This window comes from Shinella sp. M27 (assembly GCF_049199905.1).
GTDB lineage: Bacteria > Pseudomonadota > Alphaproteobacteria > Rhizobiales > Rhizobiaceae > Shinella.
Map to the genome: position 1 here is coordinate 51656 of NZ_JBLZPK010000008.1, position 18263 is coordinate 69918.

At 63.7% G+C, this 18263-nt stretch carries 18 protein-coding genes and 1 pseudogene; 12 read left to right on the forward strand and 7 right to left on the reverse strand.

Annotated elements, in window-relative coordinates; genetic code table 11:
* Nucleotides 1-50: 50 nt before the first annotated feature.
* The gene (locus ACOZK4_RS02490; protein WP_313524350.1) at nt 51-683 is read right to left on the reverse strand and encodes an exopolysaccharide biosynthesis protein; all 633 of its coding nucleotides are present in this window, start codon (nt 681-683) and stop codon (nt 51-53) included.
* Nucleotides 684-854: 171 nt separating this feature from the next.
* Here ACOZK4_RS02490 and ACOZK4_RS02495 point away from each other — a divergent pair, with 171 nt between their 5' ends.
* The gene (locus ACOZK4_RS02495; protein ID WP_313524347.1) at nt 855-1784 is read left to right on the forward strand and encodes a DMT family transporter; all 930 of its coding nucleotides are present in this window, start codon (nt 855-857) and stop codon (nt 1782-1784) included.
* On the opposite strand, the gene ACOZK4_RS02500 is transcribed toward ACOZK4_RS02495, so the two are convergent.
* Nucleotides 1781-2431, reverse strand: coding sequence for a TetR family transcriptional regulator C-terminal domain-containing protein (locus tag ACOZK4_RS02500; protein ID WP_421590241.1), 651 nt, complete (start codon nt 2429-2431; stop codon nt 1781-1783). The genes ACOZK4_RS02495 and ACOZK4_RS02500 overlap by 4 nt on opposite strands.
* A gap of 275 nt (nt 2432-2706) precedes the next feature.
* Between ACOZK4_RS02500 and ACOZK4_RS02505 the strand changes: the two genes are divergently transcribed.
* The 3 genes from ACOZK4_RS02505 (at nt 2707) to ACOZK4_RS02515 (ending at nt 5864) form a co-directional block, all read left to right on the forward strand.
* Nucleotides 2707-3957 (forward strand): Zn-dependent hydrolase, encoded by a 1251-nt coding sequence (locus ACOZK4_RS02505; RefSeq protein ID WP_421590243.1) that lies wholly within the window; start codon nt 2707-2709, stop codon nt 3955-3957.
* 75 nt (nt 3958-4032) lie between these two features.
* Nucleotides 4033-5487: a dihydropyrimidinase gene (gene hydA / locus ACOZK4_RS02510; protein WP_421590244.1), complete on the forward strand. Its 1455-nt coding sequence runs from the start codon at nt 4033-4035 to the stop codon at nt 5485-5487.
* Complete coding sequence (locus tag ACOZK4_RS02515; RefSeq protein ID WP_421590246.1) at nt 5487-5864, forward strand: hypothetical protein; 378 nt, start codon at nt 5487-5489, stop codon at nt 5862-5864. Before hydA ends, ACOZK4_RS02515 begins: the two co-directional genes overlap by 1 nt.
* Before the next feature lie 17 nt (nt 5865-5881).
* On the opposite strand, the gene ACOZK4_RS02520 is transcribed toward ACOZK4_RS02515, so the two are convergent.
* Nucleotides 5882-6295, reverse strand: a complete 414-nt coding sequence (locus tag ACOZK4_RS02520; protein ID WP_313528935.1) for a cupin domain-containing protein — start codon at nt 6293-6295, stop codon at nt 5882-5884.
* Between the two features lie 125 nt (nt 6296-6420).
* Here ACOZK4_RS02520 and ACOZK4_RS02525 point away from each other — a divergent pair, with 125 nt between their 5' ends.
* The 8 genes from ACOZK4_RS02525 to ACOZK4_RS02560 all read left to right on the forward strand — a co-directional run bounded on the left by ACOZK4_RS02525 (nt 6421) and on the right by ACOZK4_RS02560 (nt 16117).
* Nucleotides 6421-7215, forward strand: coding sequence for an ABC transporter ATP-binding protein (locus ACOZK4_RS02525; protein ID WP_421590247.1), 795 nt, complete (start codon nt 6421-6423; stop codon nt 7213-7215).
* Nucleotides 7215-7550 carry a hypothetical protein gene (locus ACOZK4_RS02530; protein ID WP_421590249.1) on the forward strand — a complete coding sequence of 112 codons (336 nt, stop codon included), beginning with the start codon at nt 7215-7217 and terminating at the stop codon, nt 7548-7550. Before ACOZK4_RS02525 ends, ACOZK4_RS02530 begins: the two co-directional genes overlap by 1 nt.
* 3 nt (nt 7551-7553) lie before the next feature.
* Nucleotides 7554-8438: an ABC transporter permease gene (locus ACOZK4_RS02535; protein WP_421590250.1), complete on the forward strand. Its 885-nt coding sequence runs from the start codon at nt 7554-7556 to the stop codon at nt 8436-8438.
* Nucleotides 8435-9304: an ABC transporter permease gene (locus ACOZK4_RS02540; RefSeq protein ID WP_421590252.1), complete on the forward strand. Its 870-nt coding sequence runs from the start codon at nt 8435-8437 to the stop codon at nt 9302-9304. Before ACOZK4_RS02535 ends, ACOZK4_RS02540 begins: the two co-directional genes overlap by 4 nt.
* A gap of 25 nt (nt 9305-9329) precedes the next feature.
* Complete coding sequence (locus tag ACOZK4_RS02545; protein WP_421590253.1) at nt 9330-10322, forward strand: ABC transporter substrate-binding protein; 993 nt, start codon at nt 9330-9332, stop codon at nt 10320-10322.
* A 310-nt stretch (nt 10323-10632) separates the two neighbouring features.
* The gene (locus tag ACOZK4_RS02550) at nt 10633-11841 is read left to right on the forward strand and encodes an efflux RND transporter periplasmic adaptor subunit (protein ID WP_421590255.1); all 1209 of its coding nucleotides are present in this window, start codon (nt 10633-10635) and stop codon (nt 11839-11841) included.
* Between the two features lie 122 nt (nt 11842-11963).
* The gene (locus tag ACOZK4_RS02555; protein WP_421590256.1) at nt 11964-15278 is read left to right on the forward strand and encodes an efflux RND transporter permease subunit; all 3315 of its coding nucleotides are present in this window, start codon (nt 11964-11966) and stop codon (nt 15276-15278) included.
* Nucleotides 15279-15433: 155 nt separating this feature from the next.
* Nucleotides 15434-16117, forward strand: a complete 684-nt coding sequence (locus ACOZK4_RS02560) for a Crp/Fnr family transcriptional regulator (protein ID WP_421590257.1) — start codon at nt 15434-15436, stop codon at nt 16115-16117.
* 14 nt (nt 16118-16131) lie between these two features.
* Here the strand turns inward: ACOZK4_RS02560 and ACOZK4_RS02565 are convergent, their stop codons facing one another.
* From ACOZK4_RS02565 to ACOZK4_RS02580, 4 genes and pseudogenes are all read right to left on the reverse strand, one after another.
* A complete protein-coding gene (locus ACOZK4_RS02565) occupies nt 16132-16959 on the reverse strand; it encodes a GGDEF domain-containing protein (protein ID WP_421590259.1) in 828 nt (275 codons plus the stop codon).
* Between the two features lie 110 nt (nt 16960-17069).
* Nucleotides 17070-17690, reverse strand: a complete 621-nt coding sequence (locus tag ACOZK4_RS02570) for a Urease operon accessory protein (RefSeq protein ID WP_421590260.1) — start codon at nt 17688-17690, stop codon at nt 17070-17072.
* A 10-nt stretch (nt 17691-17700) separates the two neighbouring features.
* Nucleotides 17701-18120, reverse strand: coding sequence for a lysozyme inhibitor LprI family protein (locus tag ACOZK4_RS02575; RefSeq protein ID WP_421590261.1), 420 nt, complete (start codon nt 18118-18120; stop codon nt 17701-17703).
* A 9-nt stretch (nt 18121-18129) separates the two neighbouring features.
* A pseudogene (locus ACOZK4_RS02580) lies at nt 18130-18263 on the reverse strand (DUF1272 domain-containing protein); the annotation flags it as partial.

Consider the following 18263-nt stretch of genomic DNA (forward strand, 5'->3'; position numbering starts at 1 on the left):
GGAGAGGGCGTTGCCCAACTCGGCAATCAGCGATGCGACTGGAATCGACCTCACCCGAAGAAACTGTTGCCCGCACTATAGGCCAGGAACCCGAGCGCCGCGAAATACACGATCGTCAGCACCACCATCACATAGCCGGCCAGCACGATCAGCCCGTCGCGCTGCGAAATGCCGGCGGCGAGCAGCAGGATCGCAACACCCGGCAAGGTGTTGGAGAAGGGAATGAGCCCGAGCGGCGCCATGAGCAGGATACCCGCTCCCATCAACACGAGACCGTTGATACGGTTCATCACCGCGCCGGAGGCAAGGCTCATCATGCGCGGCTTGAAGAACCGGTCGATCTTGCGCAGGAAGGTCACGCCGCGCTCAAGCACCGGCCGGAGCTTGCTGCTTTCCAGCCGTCGGTCGGCGACCTTTGCCGGCAGCCAGGGCAGACGGTTGAGCGTGATCGCCGCACTGATCAGCACGATGCCGGCGCCGAACACCGTGGAGACGCCGGGAATGGACACCGGAAACAGGAAGGGCAAGGACAGGAAGGCGCAGAGAAGCAGGAGGCCGCTTTCGCCCATCATCGCCAGAAGATCACGCAGCGTGATGTGCTCGCCCTTGATCGCGTGAATGATGTCCTCGAGCAATTCGCTCGTCTTGCGGTCGGTATCCTTGAAGCCGATGCCGGTCGTCATTGCCTCTCCTTTGCTGTCTCGCTGCCTATGGGTGGCGATTGCGGTTTTCCTGTGGGGCGAAGCGCAGAAGCGCCGGACCGTTCACCGCGCAAACGCGGGAACAAACCGCATCGCACTTTGGCCTGACTTGCTCTATGACCATGCCGCGCCGCAGACAATAGGATGATTTTCTTGACGAAACGTATGCCGGCCCGGGCGGGCCTCTCCACCCATGCCACGGGCCGCGAGAAGCTCAAGGGCCATCTCGCCATGCTGCTCTTCGCCGTGCTGATCGCCGGTTCCTTCTCCTTCGGCGGCCTGGCGGCGCGCTACATGGAGGCCGAGCCACTAACGCTCTGGCGTTACATCATGACCATCGTCGTCATGGCGGCGCTGGCCTTCGGCGCCTTCCGGGTCCCGGCCGTCTGGCCGAAGGAGATCTGGCGCTTCCTCCTGCTCGGCGGGCTCATCGCCATCTACATGCTCACCATGTTCACGGCGCTGGAATATACCAGCCCCATCGCCACCGGCGCGGTGTTCACCCTGATGCCGCTGTTGAGCGCCGGCTTCGCGCTGCCCGTGCTGGGCCAGAAGACGCGGCCCGGCGTGCTCGCCGGCCTCGTCATCGCCGCCGCCGGCGCCGTCTGGGTGATCTTTCGCGGCAATATCGCCGATATCCTCGCCTTCGATGTCGGCACCGGCGAGATGATCTTCTTTGCCGGCGTCGTCTGCCATGCGCTCTATGTGCCGCTGATCCGCCGCTTTGACCGTGGCGAACCCGCCGTCGCCTTCGGCTTCTGGGTCACCGCCGGCGCCACGGTCTGGCTGATCGCGCCCGGCATCCGCGGCCTCGTCGAGACGGACTTCTCCGCCCTGCCGCTGACCGTCTATGCCGCCGTCACCTATCTCGCCGTCGTCACGACGGCCGGCACGTTCCTGCTGCTGCAATATGCCTCGATGCGCCTGCCCGCCTCGAAGGTTCTCGGCTACGGCTATCTCACGCCGAGCTTCATCATCCTGCTTGAAGGGATTTTAGGACATGGCTGGGCAAGCCTGCCGGTGCTCGCCGGCGCGCTGGTGACGGCCTGCGGCCTCGCGCTGATGGCCTTCCTGCCCGATTAAACCGGCTGCTCGCTGACATGCAGGCCGCTGATAAAGAGCTGTTCGAGGAAGCGCGCCGCATCCTCGAACCGGCCTTCGCCGGATTGATCCTGTCCCAGCACGGCGCGCACCTGCACGTCGAAGTCGGCGTAATGCTGGGTGGTCGACCAGATCGAGAAGATCAGGTGATAAGGGTCACATTTGGCAATCTTGCCCGCCTTCGCCCAGGTACGGATCACCTCCGCCTTCTCGTCGACGAGCGCCTTCAGCGGGCCTTTCAGCTCGTCCTCGATATTGGGCGCACCCTGCAGGATTTCATTGGCGAAAAGCCGGCTTTCGCGCGGAAAATCGCGCGCCATCTCGAGCTTTCGCCTGATGTAGCTGCGGATTTCCGAAACGGGATTGCCCTCGGCGTCGAACTCGCGCAGCGGATCGAGCCAGGTGTCGAGAACGCGGGTGATCAGCGCCCGGTGCATCGTCTCCTTTGTGCGGAAATAATAGAGCAGATTGGGTTTCGACATGCCTGCCACTTCGGCGATCTGGTCCACGGTCGCGCCGCGGAACCCGTGCAGCGAAAAGACCTCCAGCGCCGCCTCGAGGATCTGCTCCTCCTTCGCCTCCTGGATGCGCGTGCGCCGCTGTGTTCTGGCCGCCCTTGGTAGTGCCATCCTGCCCCCTCGGCGCTTTCCACAATCAGGAAAAGTGCCGCCAAATTCACCAGTTTAACCAGCCGCCATTTTCTTGGGCGAGACCTCAAGGTTTTTGGTTTTTCGGCTTGAGTGCCGCAACGGAAGCTGTAATGTTTACCAACCGGTCAAATTATCAGACAGTTATCAAGTAAAGGCAACTGCTGAGTCGGACAGGCGCAAAACAAACAAGCGCGCCGCCAGCCGGTGGGAACAGATTGAGGCTTTCAAAGCCCGAAGACGTGGGAGCATACGACATGGCCGCACCCGGCGAGAACATGCGTGTCAACGCGGACCGCCTGTGGGACACCCTCATGGACATGGCGAAGATCGGCCCCGGCATTGCCGGCGGCAACAATCGCCAGACGCTGACCGATTCCGACGCCGAAGGCCGCCGCCTCTTCCAGAGCTGGTGCGAGGACGCAGGCCTTTCCATGGGCGTCGATACCATGGGCAACATGTTCATGACGCGCGAGGGCTCGGACCCCGAGGCGCTGCCCGTCTATGTCGGCTCGCATCTCGATACCCAGCCGACCGGCGGCAAATATGACGGCGTGCTCGGCGTGCTCGCCGGCCTCGAAGTCATCCGCTCGCTGAACGACCTCGGCATCAGGACGAAGCACCCGATCGTCGTCACCAACTGGACAAACGAGGAAGGCGCGCGCTTTGCGCCGGCCATGCTCGCCTCCGGCGTCTTTGCCGGCGTGCACAGCCAGGATTATGCCTATGGCCGCAAGGACCCCGAGGGCAAGACCTTCGGCGACGAGCTGAAGCGCATCGGCTGGGTCGGCGACGAGACGGTCGGGGCGCGCAAAATGCACGCCTATTTCGAATATCACATCGAGCAGGGCCCGATCCTCGAAGCCGAGAAGAAGGACATCGGCGTCGTCACGCACTGTCAGGGCCTGTGGTGGCTGGAATTCACGCTGACCGGCCGCGAGGCGCATACCGGCTCGACACCGATGAACCTGCGCGTCAATGCCGGCCTCGCCATGGCCCGCATCCTCGAAATGGTGCAGACGGTCGCCATGGAAAACCAGCCGGGCGCCGTGGGCGGTGTCGGCCAGGTGTTCTTCTCGCCGAATTCACGCAACGTGCTGCCCGGGAAAGTCGTCTTCACCGTCGACATCCGCTCGCCCGACCAGGCGAAACTCGACGGCATCCGCGCCCGCATCGAGGCCGAAGCGCCTGTCATTTGCGACGCGCTCGGCGTCGGCTGTTCCGTCGAGGCCGTCGGCCATTTCGATCCCGTCACCTTCGACCCGACGCTCGTCTCAGCCGTGCGCAAGGCAGCCGAAGACCTCGGCTACAGCCATATGAACATCATCTCCGGCGCCGGCCACGACGCCTGCTGGGCCGCCAAGGTGGCCCCCGCCACCATGATCATGTGCCCCTGCGTGGGCGGCCTTTCGCACAACGAGGCGGAGGACATTTCGAAGGAATGGGCCGCCGCCGGTGCGGATGTGCTGCTGCATGCGGTGATCGAGACGGCGGGCATCGCCGAATGATCTTTCCCGCCCGGCACGCCGGGCGGTCTTGCGCTTCAGGCGCCAGCAAAAATTAAAGACAGGGAACGAACCAACATGAGCACAGTCATCAAGGGCGGAACCGTTGTCACCGCCGACCTGACCTACAAGGCGGACGTCAAGATCGAGGGCGGGAAGATCGTCGAGATCGGCCCCAGCCTCTCGGGCGACGAGGTGCTGGATGCGGCGGGCTGTTATGTCATGCCGGGTGGCATCGATCCGCATGTGCATCTCGAAATGCCCTTCATGGGCACCTATTCGGCCGACGATTTCGAAAGCGGCACGCGCGCCGGCCTTGCCGGCGGCACGACCATGGTGGTGGATTTCTGCCTGCCCGATCCCGGCCAGTCGCTGCTTGACGCGCTGAAGCGCTGGGACAACAAATCGACCCGCGCCAATTGCGACTATTCCTTCCACATGTCCGTGACGTGGTGGGGCGAGCAGGTTTTCGACGAGATGAAGGCCGTCGTCGAGGAAAAGGGCATCAACACCTTCAAGCACTTCATGGCCTACAAGGGCGCGCTGATGGTGAACGACGACGAGATGTTCGCCTCGTTCCAGCGCTGTGCGGCGCTTGGCGCGCTGCCGCTCGTCCATGCCGAGAACGGCGACGTGGTCGCCGCCATGCAGTCCAAGCTGATGGACGAAGGCAACAACGGCCCGGAGGGACACGCCTATTCGCGCCCGCCGTCCGTCGAGGGTGAGGCGACGAACCGCGCCATCATCATCGCCGACATGGCGGGTGCGCCGCTCTATGTCGTGCACACCTCCTGCGAACAGGCGCACGAGGCCATCCGTCGCGCCCGCCAGAATGGCATGCGCGTCTATGGCGAACCGCTGATCCAGCATCTGACGCTCGACGAGAGCGAATATTTCAACAAGGACTGGGACCATGCCGCCCGCCGCGTCATGAGCCCGCCCTTCCGCAACAAGCAGCATCAGGATTCGCTCTGGGCCGGCCTTGCCAGCGGCTCGCTGCAGGTGGTGGCGACCGACCATTGCGCCTTCACGACCGACCAGAAGCGCACGGGTGCGGGCGATTTCCGCAAGATCCCGAACGGCACCGGCGGCCTCGAAGACCGCATGCCGATGCTCTGGACCAACGGCGTCAACACCGGTCGCCTGACGATGAACGAGTTCGTCGCCGTTACCTCTACCAACATCGCCAAGATCCTCAACGTCTATCCGAGGAAAGGCGCTATCCTCGTCGGTGCGGATGCGGATATCGTCGTGTGGGATCCGAAGCGCTCCAAGACCATCTCCGCAAAAAGCCAGCAATCGTCGATCGACTACAATGTCTTCGAGGGCAAGGAGGTCGTCGGTCTGCCGCGCTACACGCTGACGCGCGGCGTCGTCGCCATCGAGGAGAGCACGGTGAAGACCCGCGAGGGCCACGGCCAGTTCGTCAAGCGCGAGCCGTTTGCCGCCGTCAGCAAGGCGCTCTCAACGTGGAAGGAAATCACCGCGCCGCGCAAGGTGGAGCGCAGCGGCATTCCGGCGAGCGGCGTCTGATGCCGGCCGCCCGCGCCCTCCCCGCGCTCCTACTCGGCCTCGCGCTCGCCGGCCCGGCGGGCGCGGCGGCTGATATCGTCGACGGCAGCTATGGCGACAAGGACGGCTGCCTCTATTCCGAAACCGGCGAATCCTCCGGCTCCGACATTTTCTTCCTGCTCAACAAGGAGGGCGTGACCACCGCCGTCTCCTATTGCGAATTCAAGGGCGACGGCAAACAGGTCGGCGGCGCGACGAAAGTCACTGCCGAATGCCATGAGGAAGGCTCCGAAGACGTCACGCCCTACGAGCTGACGCTGACGCCCGACAAGGGCGGCTACACCGTCAGCTTCCCCGACGGCGCGCGCTGGGGGCCACTGAAGCGGTGCAAGAAGTAATGGGCGGGCGAAGACGTTTAGCGCGGAACCAGCGCCTCGAGATGCGGCAGAAGCACAACGCTCTCCTGCTCGTGGGGATCTGTCCGGGCAATGACGGCAGAGGCCGGCTGGTCGGAAAGGTTGGCCGGCAGATGCGGCACGCCTGCGGGGATGTAGAACATCTCGCCTGCCTTGACGATCACATGGTTCTCCAGCCGCTCGCCATACCAGGTATGCGCCTCGCCGGAGAGCATGTAGATCGCCGTCTCGTGGCTCTCGTGTTTATGCGCTTTCGCGCGCCCGCCCGGCGGGATCGTCAGAAGATGCATGCAGATGCCCGACGCACCGACGCTTTCTCGCGCAATACCCTCGAAATAGCTGAACCCCTGCTTGCCGTCATAGGTGGTACCCGGACGCACGATCCGGCATCCGACTTTCGTTTCACCCGTCATTTCCATCTCCTCCGAAAGAATTCCGTGCCCAAAGTGATAGCGAAGACAAAGCCGATTGCAATGCCGGGAAGGGACATGCAGTCTGCCGGAAACCGCGCCGTGCGAGGCGCCGAAAGATGATGAGCATGGCCCCAGCGAATACCGTCGTCTGCGCAAAGGATCTCGGCCTCACCTTCCAGACCGCCGATGGTCCCGTCACGGCGCTGACCGGCGTCAACCTCACCGTCGAAAAGGGTGATTTCGTCTCCTTCATCGGCCCGTCCGGCTGCGGCAAGACGACCTTCCTGCGCGTCATCGCCGATCTCGAAAAACCGACATCCGGCACCATCACGGTCAACGAACTGTCGCCGGAAGAGGCCCGCAAGCGCCGCGCCTACGGCTATGTCTTCCAGGCAGCAGCCCTTTACCCCTGGCGCACCATCGAGAAGAACATCGCCCTGCCGCTCGAAATCATGGGCTATTCGAAGGCCGAGCAGCAGGCCCGCATCGCCCATACGCTCGACCTCGTCAACCTCACGGGTTTCAGCAAGAAATACCCCTGGCAGCTGTCGGGCGGCATGCAGCAGCGCGCCTCGATTGCCCGCGCGCTCGCCTTCGACGCCGATCTCCTGCTGATGGACGAACCCTTCGGTGCGCTCGACGAGATCGTGCGCGACCATCTCAATGAGCAGCTCCTGAAACTCTGGGCCGCCACGCAGAAGACGATCTGCTTCGTCACCCATTCGATCCCGGAAGCGGTCTATCTCTCGACGAAGATCGTCGTGATGAGCCCTCGCCCGGGCCGCGTGACTGACGTCATCGATTCCCCCCTCCCCAGGGAACGCCCCCTCGGTATCCGCGAAACCCCGGAATTCCTCGAAATCGCCCACCGCGTCCGCGAAGGCCTGCGCGCCGGCCACAGCTACGAGGAGCACGCCTGATGAAGCTCTCCTTCGTGCTCTGGCTGTTCGGCGCCACCGCCGTGTTCATCGGCGCGGCCACCTCGTCGCGCGCCTATCTCGGCACCACGAACATCCTTTATCTGCTGCTGTCCATGGCGCTGTACATCGTCGGCAACCTGATGATGCTGAAGTTGATGCGCGAGGGTGGGCTCGGGCTTGCCATCTCGCTTTCCGCCATCACGCAGTTGCTGCTGGTCAATGTCATCGCCTTTTTCTTCTTCGGCGAGCGGCTGAGCCAGACGCAGCTTGCCGGCGTCGGTCTCGGCATTGTCGCCATGGGGTTGATGCTGCTTCCCACGACGGCAAGGAGCTGAGCCATGGGGGAAGCAAGTTTTCTCAGAGATCGCCTTCTTCCCATCGGCACCGTGGTGCTCGCACTGCTCGCCCTCTGGTATGTCTTCGTCGTGGTGCTGAATGCGCCCTTCGAGCGCGACACCGCAGCACGAGCCGGTACGACGATCGGCTTCATGGAACTCCTACCGAAGACCATGGCGCAGGAGCGTCCGGTTCTGCCGGCGCCGCATCAGGTCTTCGCCGAACTCTGGGATACCACCGTCAACAAGGCGATCACCTCGAAGCGCAGCCTCGTCTATCATGCCTGGATCACGCTGTCGGCGACGCTGATGGGTTTCGGCATGGGTGCCGTGCTAGGCATCCTGCTTGCCATCGCCATCGTGCACAACCGCGCCATGGACCGCTCGCTGATGCCTTGGGTCATTGCCAGCCAGACGATCCCCATCCTCGCCATCGCGCCGATGATCATCGTCGTTCTGAATGCGGTGGGCATATCAGGCCTGATGCCGAAGGCGCTGATCTCGACCTATCTGTCCTTCTTCCCCATCGTCGTCGGCATGGTGAAGGGCCTGCGCAGCCCCGAACAGATCCAGCTCGACCTGATGCACACCTATCATGCCTCGTCGTCGCAGACCTTCTGGAAGCTGCGCTGGCCCTCGTCCATGCCCTACCTCTTCACCTCGTTGAAGGTGGCGATCGCCATCTCGCTCGTCGGCGCGATCGTCGGCGAACTGCCGACCGGCGCGGTCGCTGGGCTTGGTGCGCGCCTGCTCGCCGGCTCCTATTACGGTCAGACGGTGCAGATCTGGGCCGCGCTCTTCATGGCGGCGGCGGTTGCGGCGCTGCTCGTCATCGTCGTCGGCTTTGCTCATAGCCTCGTTCTCAAGCGCATGGGGGCACGGGCATGAACCTTTCCATCCTCCTTGCCGCCATCGTCTTCTGGCTCGCCGCCTGGGCGTTCAACGAATGGCTGGTGCGCCGGAAATTCCGGAACCCCACGGCCGAGCGCGCGGCGCGCATCGCCGTGCCGCTGATCTTCGGCGCGACCATCCTCGTGCTGTGGGAAGGCATCGTGCGCGGCTTCAACGTACCCTCCGTTCTGCTGCCGCCGCCGAGCATGATCTGGGCGCGGCTGATCACGTCGGTGCCGACGCTCTGGGCGGATTTCCGCCAGACCTTCCTGAAATCCGTGATCACGGGTTATGCGCTCGGCTGCGGCCTCGGCTTCCTCGTCGCCATCCTCATCGACCGCTCGCCCTTCCTGCAAAAGGGCCTGCTGCCGCTCGGCAATTTCGTCTCGGCGCTGCCGGTCATCGGCGTGGCACCCATCATGGTCATGTGGTTCGGCTTCGACTGGCAGTCCAAGGTCGCCGTCGTCGTCATCATGACATTCTTCCCTATGCTGGTGAACACGGTCTCCGGCCTTGCCGCGACGAGCCACATGGAGCGCGACCTGATGCGCACCTATGCCGCCGACTGGTTCCAGACGCTCGTCAAGCTGCGCCTTCCCGCCGCCTGGCCCTTCATCTTCAACGCTCTCAAGATCAACTCGACGCTGGCGCTGATCGGCGCGATCGTCGCCGAGTTCTTCGGAACCCCCATCGTCGGCATGGGCTTCCGGATTTCCACGGAAGTGGGCCGCATGAATGTCGACATGGTCTGGGCCGAAATCGCGGTTGCCGCGGTGGCTGGTTCCGCCTTCTATGGGGCGGTCGCGCTCATCGAGCGGATCGTCACGTTCTGGCATCCGTCTGTCCGTGGTGGGCAGGCGTAAAACAAAGAAGAAAGAGGGAACTGACATGAAAAAGACGATTGCATCCATGCTTCTCGCAAGCGCCTTCTCGCTTGCCGCTTTCCAGGCGGAGGCCGCCGACAAGGTGACGCTCCAGCTGAAATGGGTGACCCAGTCCCAGTTCGCCGGCTACTATGTCGCGAAGGACAAGGGCTATTACGAGGAAGAAGGCCTCGACGTCGATATCAAGCCGGGCGGCCCGGATATCGCACCGGCCCAGGTGATCGCCGGCGGCGGCGCCGACGTCATCGTCGACTGGATGCCCTCCGCACTCGCCACCCGCGAAAAGGGTGTCGCACTCGTCAACATCGCCCAGCCGTTCAAGTCCTCCGGCATGATGCTGACTTGTCTGAAGGAATCAGGCGTCAAGGGTCCTGAGGATTTCAAGGGCAAGACGCTGGGCGTCTGGTTCTTCGGCAACGAATATCCCTTCCTGTCCTGGATGAGCCACCTGAAGATCCCGACCGATGGTGGACCGGATGGTGTGACGGTCCTCAAGCAGGGCTTCAACGTCGATCCGCTGTTGCAAAAGCAGGCGGCCTGCATCTCGACCATGACCTACAACGAATACGGTCAGGTTCTCGATGCTGGCATCAAGCCGGAAGACCTCGTGACCTTCAAATACGAGGACCAGGGCGTCGCGACGCTGGAAGACGGCCTCTACGTTCTGCAGGACAAGCTCGCCGACCCGGCCTTCAAGGAGAAGATGGTCAAGTTTGTGCGCGCCTCCATGAAGGGCTGGAAATATGCGGAAGCGAACCCGGACGAAGCCGCCGGGATCGTGCTGGAAAACGACTCGACTGGCGCGCAGACCGAGGCGCACCAGAAGTTCATGATGGGCGAAGTCGCCAAGCTGACGGCCGGCTCCAACGGCGCGCTCGACGAGGCGGACTACAAGCGCACCGTCGCCTCGCTTCTGGCCGGCGGCTCGGACCCGGTCATCTCCAAGGAGCCGGAAGGCGCCTGGACGCATGAGATCACCGACGCAGCCTTGAAGTAGTCGCTTCTCCTGATGGTATCGACGTGCGGGGCCTCAAGCCCCGCATGTTTCGTTTTGGGGATGCAAAAAGCTGCGGCGTCCTGTCGCCATTGCCATGGAAAAGCCAAACGCATAAAATAATGAGGCACCATTCCGTTACCTCTTGTAAGGCTGGCGGACGCCAATTACATAGACCGCAGAGTTGGAAGCTGGGAGAGGCCGACATTGCCCTTTCCGTGTCCGCTATACTGGCAGGAATAGGGTCCGGAAGACAAAAAGAACGCCCGGATCACGATCATATTACGTCATGCTCTTTGGGAAAGTTCGGCCTATGGCTTCTGGACACAGGAAAGTCCTCTCTTTTTCCGTCGCCGCTTTCATGACGGCAACGCCGGGCCTTGCGCTCGCTGCCGATGCGGCAACGGCCACCGGCGAAACGCAGCAGCAGACCCAGAACCTTCCGGCAATCGTCGTCAGCGCCGCCGAGACGCGCACCATCGTCGACCGCGTCATCGCGACCGGCACGGTGCAGGCCGTCGAGGAGGTCTATGTCGTGCCGCTGGTCGATGGGCTCTCCATCCGCACGCTGGCCGCCGATGTCGGTGACACGGTCGAGGCGGAGGGCACGCTCGCCACGCTGAACGACGATGCACTCCTGTTGCAGAAGAGCCAGACCGAAGCCTCGCTTGCGAAAGCCGAGGCCGCGCTGGCGCAGATCAAGGCGCAGCAGGTGGAGGCGAAGGCCAATGCCGACGAGGCCATCCGGGTCCGCGACCGCTCGCTCAAGCTGGTGAAATCAGGCTCGCAATCGCAGGCGACCGCCGATCAGGCCGTCGCCACCGCCGATGCCGCCCTCGCCCGCGTCAATTCCGCCGACCAGGCGATCGCCGTTTCGCAGGCCGATATCAAGGTCGCCCAGACGCAGATCGACGATATCGCGCTGAAGCTCGCCCGCACGGCGGTGAAGTCGCCGGTCTCGGGTGTCGTCTCGGCCCGCACGGCCAAGATCGGCGCGATCGCCAGCGGCGCGGCCTCGCCGCTCTTTACCGTCATCCGTGACGGCGCAATCGAGCTGAAGGCCGACGTATCAGAAGATTCCGTGCTCAAGCTCGCGGTTGGCCAGAAGGCGACCGTCAAGCTTGCCGGCGGTGCCGCTTCGGTCACGGGCACGATCCGCCTCGTCGAGCCGACGCTCGACCCGCAGAGCCGCCTCGGCCGCGTCTATATCCGCTTCGATGAGCCGGGCAAGGCCCGTGCAGGCATGTTCGCCAGCGCCGAGATCGTCGTCGAGGAGCGCGAAGGCATCGTGCTGCCGCTCTCGGCGGTCACGACCGCCGACGGCAAGACGGTGGCCCGCAAGGTCGAGAACGGCGTCGTCAAGCTCGTGCCGGTCGAAACCGGCATTCAGGACGGCCAGGTGCTCGAGATCCTCAGCGGCCTGAAAGCAGGCGACGAGGTGGTGGCCAAGGCCGGCGCCTATGTCCGCGATGGCGACAAGGTCAATCCGGTGCATGCCGAGCAGGCCTCGGCAACGAAATGACGTGAAGGCCCTTTTACGAAAGGGTCTATAATGCCGGGCGGGGCGCCCGGTGGCATGACGGGTGATCCGGGAGGGGCCGGAACCCTGTTACCGTCTGGTCTCTCTACAAGGACTTTGGGGACATGAACTTTTCAGCTTGGTCCATTCGCAATCCGATTGCGCCGCTGCTCGCGTTTTTCCTGCTGATCTATGTCGGCATCTCCTCGTTTTTCGCGCTGCCCATCACGCGGTTCCCGAATATCGACGTGCCGATCATCGCCATCAACGTGACCCAGAGCGGTGCCGCCCCGGCCGAGCTTGAGGTTCAGGTCACCAAGGAGATCGAGGATGCGGTCGCCGGCATCGAAGGCGTCAAGGACATCATGTCCACCGTCACGGACGGCAGCTCGCTGACATCGGTGCTCTTCGAGATTGAAAAGCCGACCAACCAGGCGCTTCAGGACGTCAAGGACGCGATCGACCGCATCCGCAGCGACCTGCCGGCCTCGGTCGAGGAACCCGTCGTCACCAAGATCGACGTCGAGGGTCAGGCGATCCAGACCTTTGCCGTCTCCTCGCCCAACATGACGCTCGAGGAACTGTCCTGGTTCGTCGACGACAAGGTCAAGCGCGCCCTGCAGGGCCAGGCCGGCATCGGCAAGATCGACCGCTTCGGCGGCGCCGACCGCGAAGTGCGCATCGATCTCAATCCCGACAAGCTCGAATCATATGGTGTTACCGCCGCCGACGTGAACCGCCAGATCCGCAGCATGAATGCGGATGCCGGCTCTGGCCGCGGCCAGATCGCAGGCGCCGAACAGGCGATCCGCACGCTGGGCGACGCCCGCTCGGTGGAAAAACTCACCAACACGATGATCGCGCTGTCGAACGGCCGCTTCGTGCGCCTGTCCGAGCTCGGCAAGATCACCGACACCTATGAGGAGCCGCGCTCCTTCTCGCGCTTCAACGGCAACCCGGTCGTCACCTTCGCGGTCTTCCGTTCGAAGGGCGCAAGCGAGGTGACCGTCGCCGAATCCGTCGAGAAGGCGCTCACCAAGGTGCGCGCGCAATATCCCGACGTCTCGATCGAAATGGTCGACGACAGCGTCTACTTCACCTACGGCAACTACGAGGCAGCACTCCACACGCTGATCGAAGGCGCGCTGCTCGCCGTCCTCGTCGTGTTCCTGTTCCTGCGCAACTGGCGCGCCACGCTGATTTCGGCCGTGGCGCTTCCGCTGTCGGCGATCCCCACTTTCTTCGTCATGGACATGATGGGCTTCTCGCTGAACCTCGTCTCGTTCCTGGCGCTGACGCTGGCAACCGGCATTCTCGTCGATGACGCGATCGTGGAGATCGAGAACATCGCGCGGCACATCCGCATGGGCAAGACGCCCTATCGGGCGGCCATCGAAGCCGCCGACGAAATCGGCCTCGCCGTCATCGCGACGACCTTCACAATCATCGCGGTCTTCGTGCCGGTCTCCTTCATGCCGGGCATTCCGGGCCAGTACTTCATCCAGTTCGGCCTGACCGTTGCCGTCGCCGTGTTCTTCTCGCTGGTGGTCGCGCGTCTCATCACGCCGGTCATGGCGGCCTACCTCATGCGTGCGCATGATGCGGACGGTCATGGCGAGGAGAAGGAAGGCGCCTTCATGCGCGGCTATACCTGGCTCGTCAGCAAGACGACGGGCAAGTGGTATGCCCGCTATGCGACGCTCGTCGCCGCCTTCGCCTTCCTGATCGCCTCGGTCATGCTGCTTTTCACCGTGCCCGGCAGCTTCCTGCCGCCGGAAGACGCCTCGCGCGTCGTGCTATCGGTCGAGCTGCCGCCGGATGCGATGCTCGAGGATACCGACCGTACGACCACGCAGATTTTCGACCGGGTCAAGGGCATCGACGGCGTGCAGAGCGTCTTCGTGCTCGGCGGCTCTTCGCCGAAGGGCGATCTCGAACTGCGCCGCGCCTCCGTGACCGTCATCCTCGACAAGCTGGAACATTCGCTTGTACACAAGCTGGTCAACGACGTCGCCGGCAAGATTCCCGTCATTGGCCAGTACCTGCCGAAGATGGAGGCCAAGGGCCGCGTGCGTCCGCAGTGGGATATCGAGAAGGAAATCTTCGCAACGCTGCGCGACATTCCCGATGTGCGCATCATCAAGCTCAACGACCGCGGCGAGCGCGACCTGGCGTTCAATCTGCTCTCCAACAACGAGGCGGACCTCAACGCCACCGTCGGCGTGCTGGAAGCCAAGTTGCGTGCCGATCCGGTGCTCTCCAATGTCAGTTCGGAAGGCTCGCTGCCGCGTCCTGAATTGCAGATCCGTCCGCGCGACGACCAGATGGCCCGCTTCGGCATCACCACGGCGCAGATCTCGGAGATCGTGCGTGTCGCCACCATCGGCGATATCGATTCGCAACTCAGCAAGGTCTCGCTGGATGATCGTCTGATCCCGATCCGCGTGCAGGTCGCCCGCGACTTCCGTGCCGACCTCGGCGCGATCCGAAACCTCAAGATCCAGACCTCCGCCGGTCAGTTCGTGCCGCTGTCGAGTGTCGCCGACATCGACTATTCGGAAGGCCCGAGCTCGGTGAAGCGCCACAACCGCAACCGCGTCGTGCAGATCGGCTCCGATCTTCGGCCGGGCGTCGCACTCGACACGGCGACGGCCCGCTTCAAGGAGATCGCCGCCAGCGTCGACATGCCGCCGACCGTGCAGTTCGCCGAAAGCGGCGACGCCGAAGTGCAAGCCGAAATGCAGCAGTCCTTCGGCAACGCCATGCTGCTCGGCCTGCTGCTGGTGCTGATGGTTCTCATCCTGCTCTTCAAGGACGTGATCCAGCCCTTCACCATCCTGCTCTCGCTGCCGCTCGCCATCGGCGGCGTGGCGGCGGGCCTGATCCTGACGCAGAACGCGCTCTCCATGCCCGTTCTCATCGGCATTCTGATGCTGATGGGCATCGTGACGAAGAACGCCATCCTGCTTGTCGATTTCGCCATCGAGATGATGCACCGGGGCATGAACCGCGTGGAAGCGATGATCGAGGCCGGCCGCAAGCGCGCCCGCCCGATCGTCATGACCTCGATCGCCATGTCCGCGGGCATGCTGCCCTCCGCACTGGGCGTCGGCGAAGGCGGCTCGTTCCGTTCGCCGATGGCGATCGCCGTAATCGGCGGCATCATCGTCTCGACGGTGCTCTCGCTGGTCGTCGTCCCCTCGTTCTTCCTGATCATGGATGACGTGTCGCGCTTCCTCGGCTGGCTGTTCGGCCGCTTCGTCGGCAAGAAGGACGATGAACTGCTCGCCATGGAGCCGGAAGCGCTGACCCGCCTCGCCGACCAGACGAGCCGCGATGTCGCCGATCTCGAAAAGCGCATCGAGACGCTCGAGAAGAAGAACCCCGGTGAACGCAAGCCCTTCACCGTCGTGCATCACTCGCCGCTCGCCGCCGAGTAGACCTGCACGGTTTCGATCCAAACGGCCGGTTCGATTGATTTCGAACCGGCCGTTTTTTCTTTGATTGATCGAAATCAAGTAAGGATTGCCCGGCCTCGACTATCGTTCTCCCATCAAAGAGCAAGAAATGCCTGCGGGAGCACGGAGTGAGAGCGATGAACAGGCTGATGAAACCCGGTGCACGGGAACGGGAAACCCTGCTGAGTTCCGGCCTGCTGGCGGCGCTCGGCGTGGAAAGCGTCGCGGCGATGATGGAGATTGCGGTGATCGGCAACCTGCCGGCGCGTCAGATCCTCTTCCGCGAGGGCGAGCCTGCCGATCTCCTGCATTGCGTGCTGTCAGGCTATGTCCGCGTCTATAAGCTCGACCCCGATGGCCGCGAGGCGGATGTCGAACTCTACGGCCCCGGCGATCTCATCGGCGCAAGCGTCGTGCTGGATGGCGGCCGCTACACCGCGACAGCCCAGGCCGCCGAACCGGCGCTCATTGCCCGCTTCGACCTGAAGCGCGTGCGCGACATCGCAAACCGTCGGCCGGATCTCGCGGTGGCGCTGACCAATGCGCTCTCCGCCCAGCTCGCAAAGGCCTTTGCAAGTCTGGCCAATGACCGGCTGCACACCGCCCCGCAGCGCGTGGCGCTTTATCTGCTCGCCCATTGCTCGGTCGAGGGGAAGCCGGCAAGCTTCCGCCTGCCCTACCAGAAAAGCCTGCTTGCCGGCAAACTGGGGCTCGCGCCTGAAGCCCTCTCCCGCGCCTTCTCCATGCTGCGCAGCTACGGCGTCAACGTCCGCGGCCGCCTTGTCCATATCGGCGACCCGGAAGCGCTTCGCCGGATTTAGCAAACGGACCCGTATCAGCGACGGCGGCCGCCAGCGACACGGCGGCTTGGGGCCAGCAATTCATCGCTCTCGTCTTCATGGATCGTCCGGTCGCGGCCGAACGATTTTGCGAGATAAAGCGCCCGGTCCGCCGCCTCGAAGGTGGCGTCGAAAGAGCGGCCCGCCCCGTGATCGGCAATGCCGGCGGAGAGTGTGACGGCGACCGGCTTCCCGCCGGTCTCGATGCGGCGTGCGCCCACCGAGCGGCGGGCCTCTTCCACCAGCAGAGAGCAATCGCCGCGGTCCGCGCTGCAGATCAGCACGGCGAACTCCTCACCGCCGAACCGGCTGACGAGATGGGCTGGTTCGAAAACCCGCTTCAGCTCCTCCGCGACGGCAACGATGACCGCATCTCCGACCACATGGCCATGTTTATCGTTGACCAACTTGAACCGGTCGATGTCGAACAGCACGAAGAAGCCGTTAACCTTCGTCTCCAGCATCTCGGAAAAAGCCCGGCGGTTGAGAAGACCGGAGAGCGGGTCAAGCCGGCTCAGTCGCTCGAATGCCGCGCGCGAAAGGGAGATTTCATGGATCGCTGTGCCGATCAGCCAGGCCAGGAGTGCCGTAACGCTCGCCGCAATCAGGATGGTCGCCGATCCGCCGAAGCCGAGCGCGGTGCCGAACGGATAGGGCAGAAGGCCGAAATTCGCGAGGATGGCGGCAAACATCAGATAGGTCGCAGTCGCCAGTGCCGTCGCCACCAGAACGACATTCAGCACGAACGTCCAGATGTCGGCCTTCGTCTCGAAGCCGCCGAAGTCTATCTGGGCCCTCAGCCAAAGGGCCAGCCTGCCACGCATCAATCTCTCCATATGTATGGAGGGACCATAGAACATTTTCTTTCAGAGACGGCTAAAGCATTCGATAGAAGTTTAATCGTCTCGTTTTGGAACTTCGCCCCGGGCCGGCGTCACCGGAGCGCATCGAGGCGGTCAAGCCTACCGCTGGCGATCCGGGCCTCCGTCCAGCGTCGTTCGGCGGCGAACGGGTGCCATTGCCAGCCCTCATGGCCGAAGCCGGCAAGCGAGACGCGGTCGTCAGCCGCAGCAATATTCGCAAGCACATGGGCGATGACGATCAGTCCCGAACTGGGCACGACGTAGGGCGACGGATCGAAGGCGGCAAGCTCGGCATCGACGGTGTGGTGCATGGCCGCAGGGATCGCCCTTAGCCGGCGCCCGGTGACGCGGGCGAATGTCTCGAAGCCGGCGGTATAGTCGTCGCAGAAGTCGTCGAGATTGGGATGGCTCTGGGCAAGCGGCGCGCGAAGGGCGGCAAAGACCTCAGCCGTGCGCACGCACCAGATTTCCTTCGCCTGCCGCACGGTCCGACTCGCCTTCCAGCGGCCGCCGGCCAGCATCTCCAGCGCCGGACGGCCAGTGTTGCAGGCGGCGACGATATCGGTCTTCCAGCCGCCGCGCCCGGCCGAGCGGCAGCCGTTGAAGCGGATCACCAGATCGGCGCTGTCTATGGTTTCGGCCACGCCCTCCGGAATGGCGCCATTGCCGACGATGACGATCCTGCGCGGCACCGGGCGCCCCTCAGTTCTGCTGCTCGTAGACGGCCTTCAGCTCGTCGGTCCGCTTGCGCGTGAGATCGGCAAGGCAGCCGGACACCAGCATCGGCTCCATCGACCCGCCACGCGCCTCGAAGCCGGCAAATTCGCACTGGCCGTCGCGATAACCGATCCAGGCCCGCTGGGCGCGCTTCAACGCATCTACCGCGCCGACATAGGCCTCACCCATGTCCTTGACGTTGTCGTCCATTTCGCGCGCGGCGGCGACGGCCTTCTTGTAGGCGGCGTTGAGCGCCTTGTCGGCGTGCTGGTAGTCCTGGTCGGCGCAGATGTTCATGTCCATCTGCGTCTGGGCGTTTTCGCAATCGATCTGCTCGGCAGCGCAAAAGGATGCCGAGACGAGGAAGGCAGCGAGGAAAACACTGGAGAAGCGGCCTGAAATCATGCCCTGCCCTCACGCCGCTTCCGCCGGCCCGCAGCCTTCGGCCTTGAGCACGCGACGGGTGGAGGCGGGATATTTTGCCAGCAGCGCGGCCGGTCGCACCGGCCGGCGCACGAAGTCGCCGCCGCAGTTCGGGCAGACGCCGC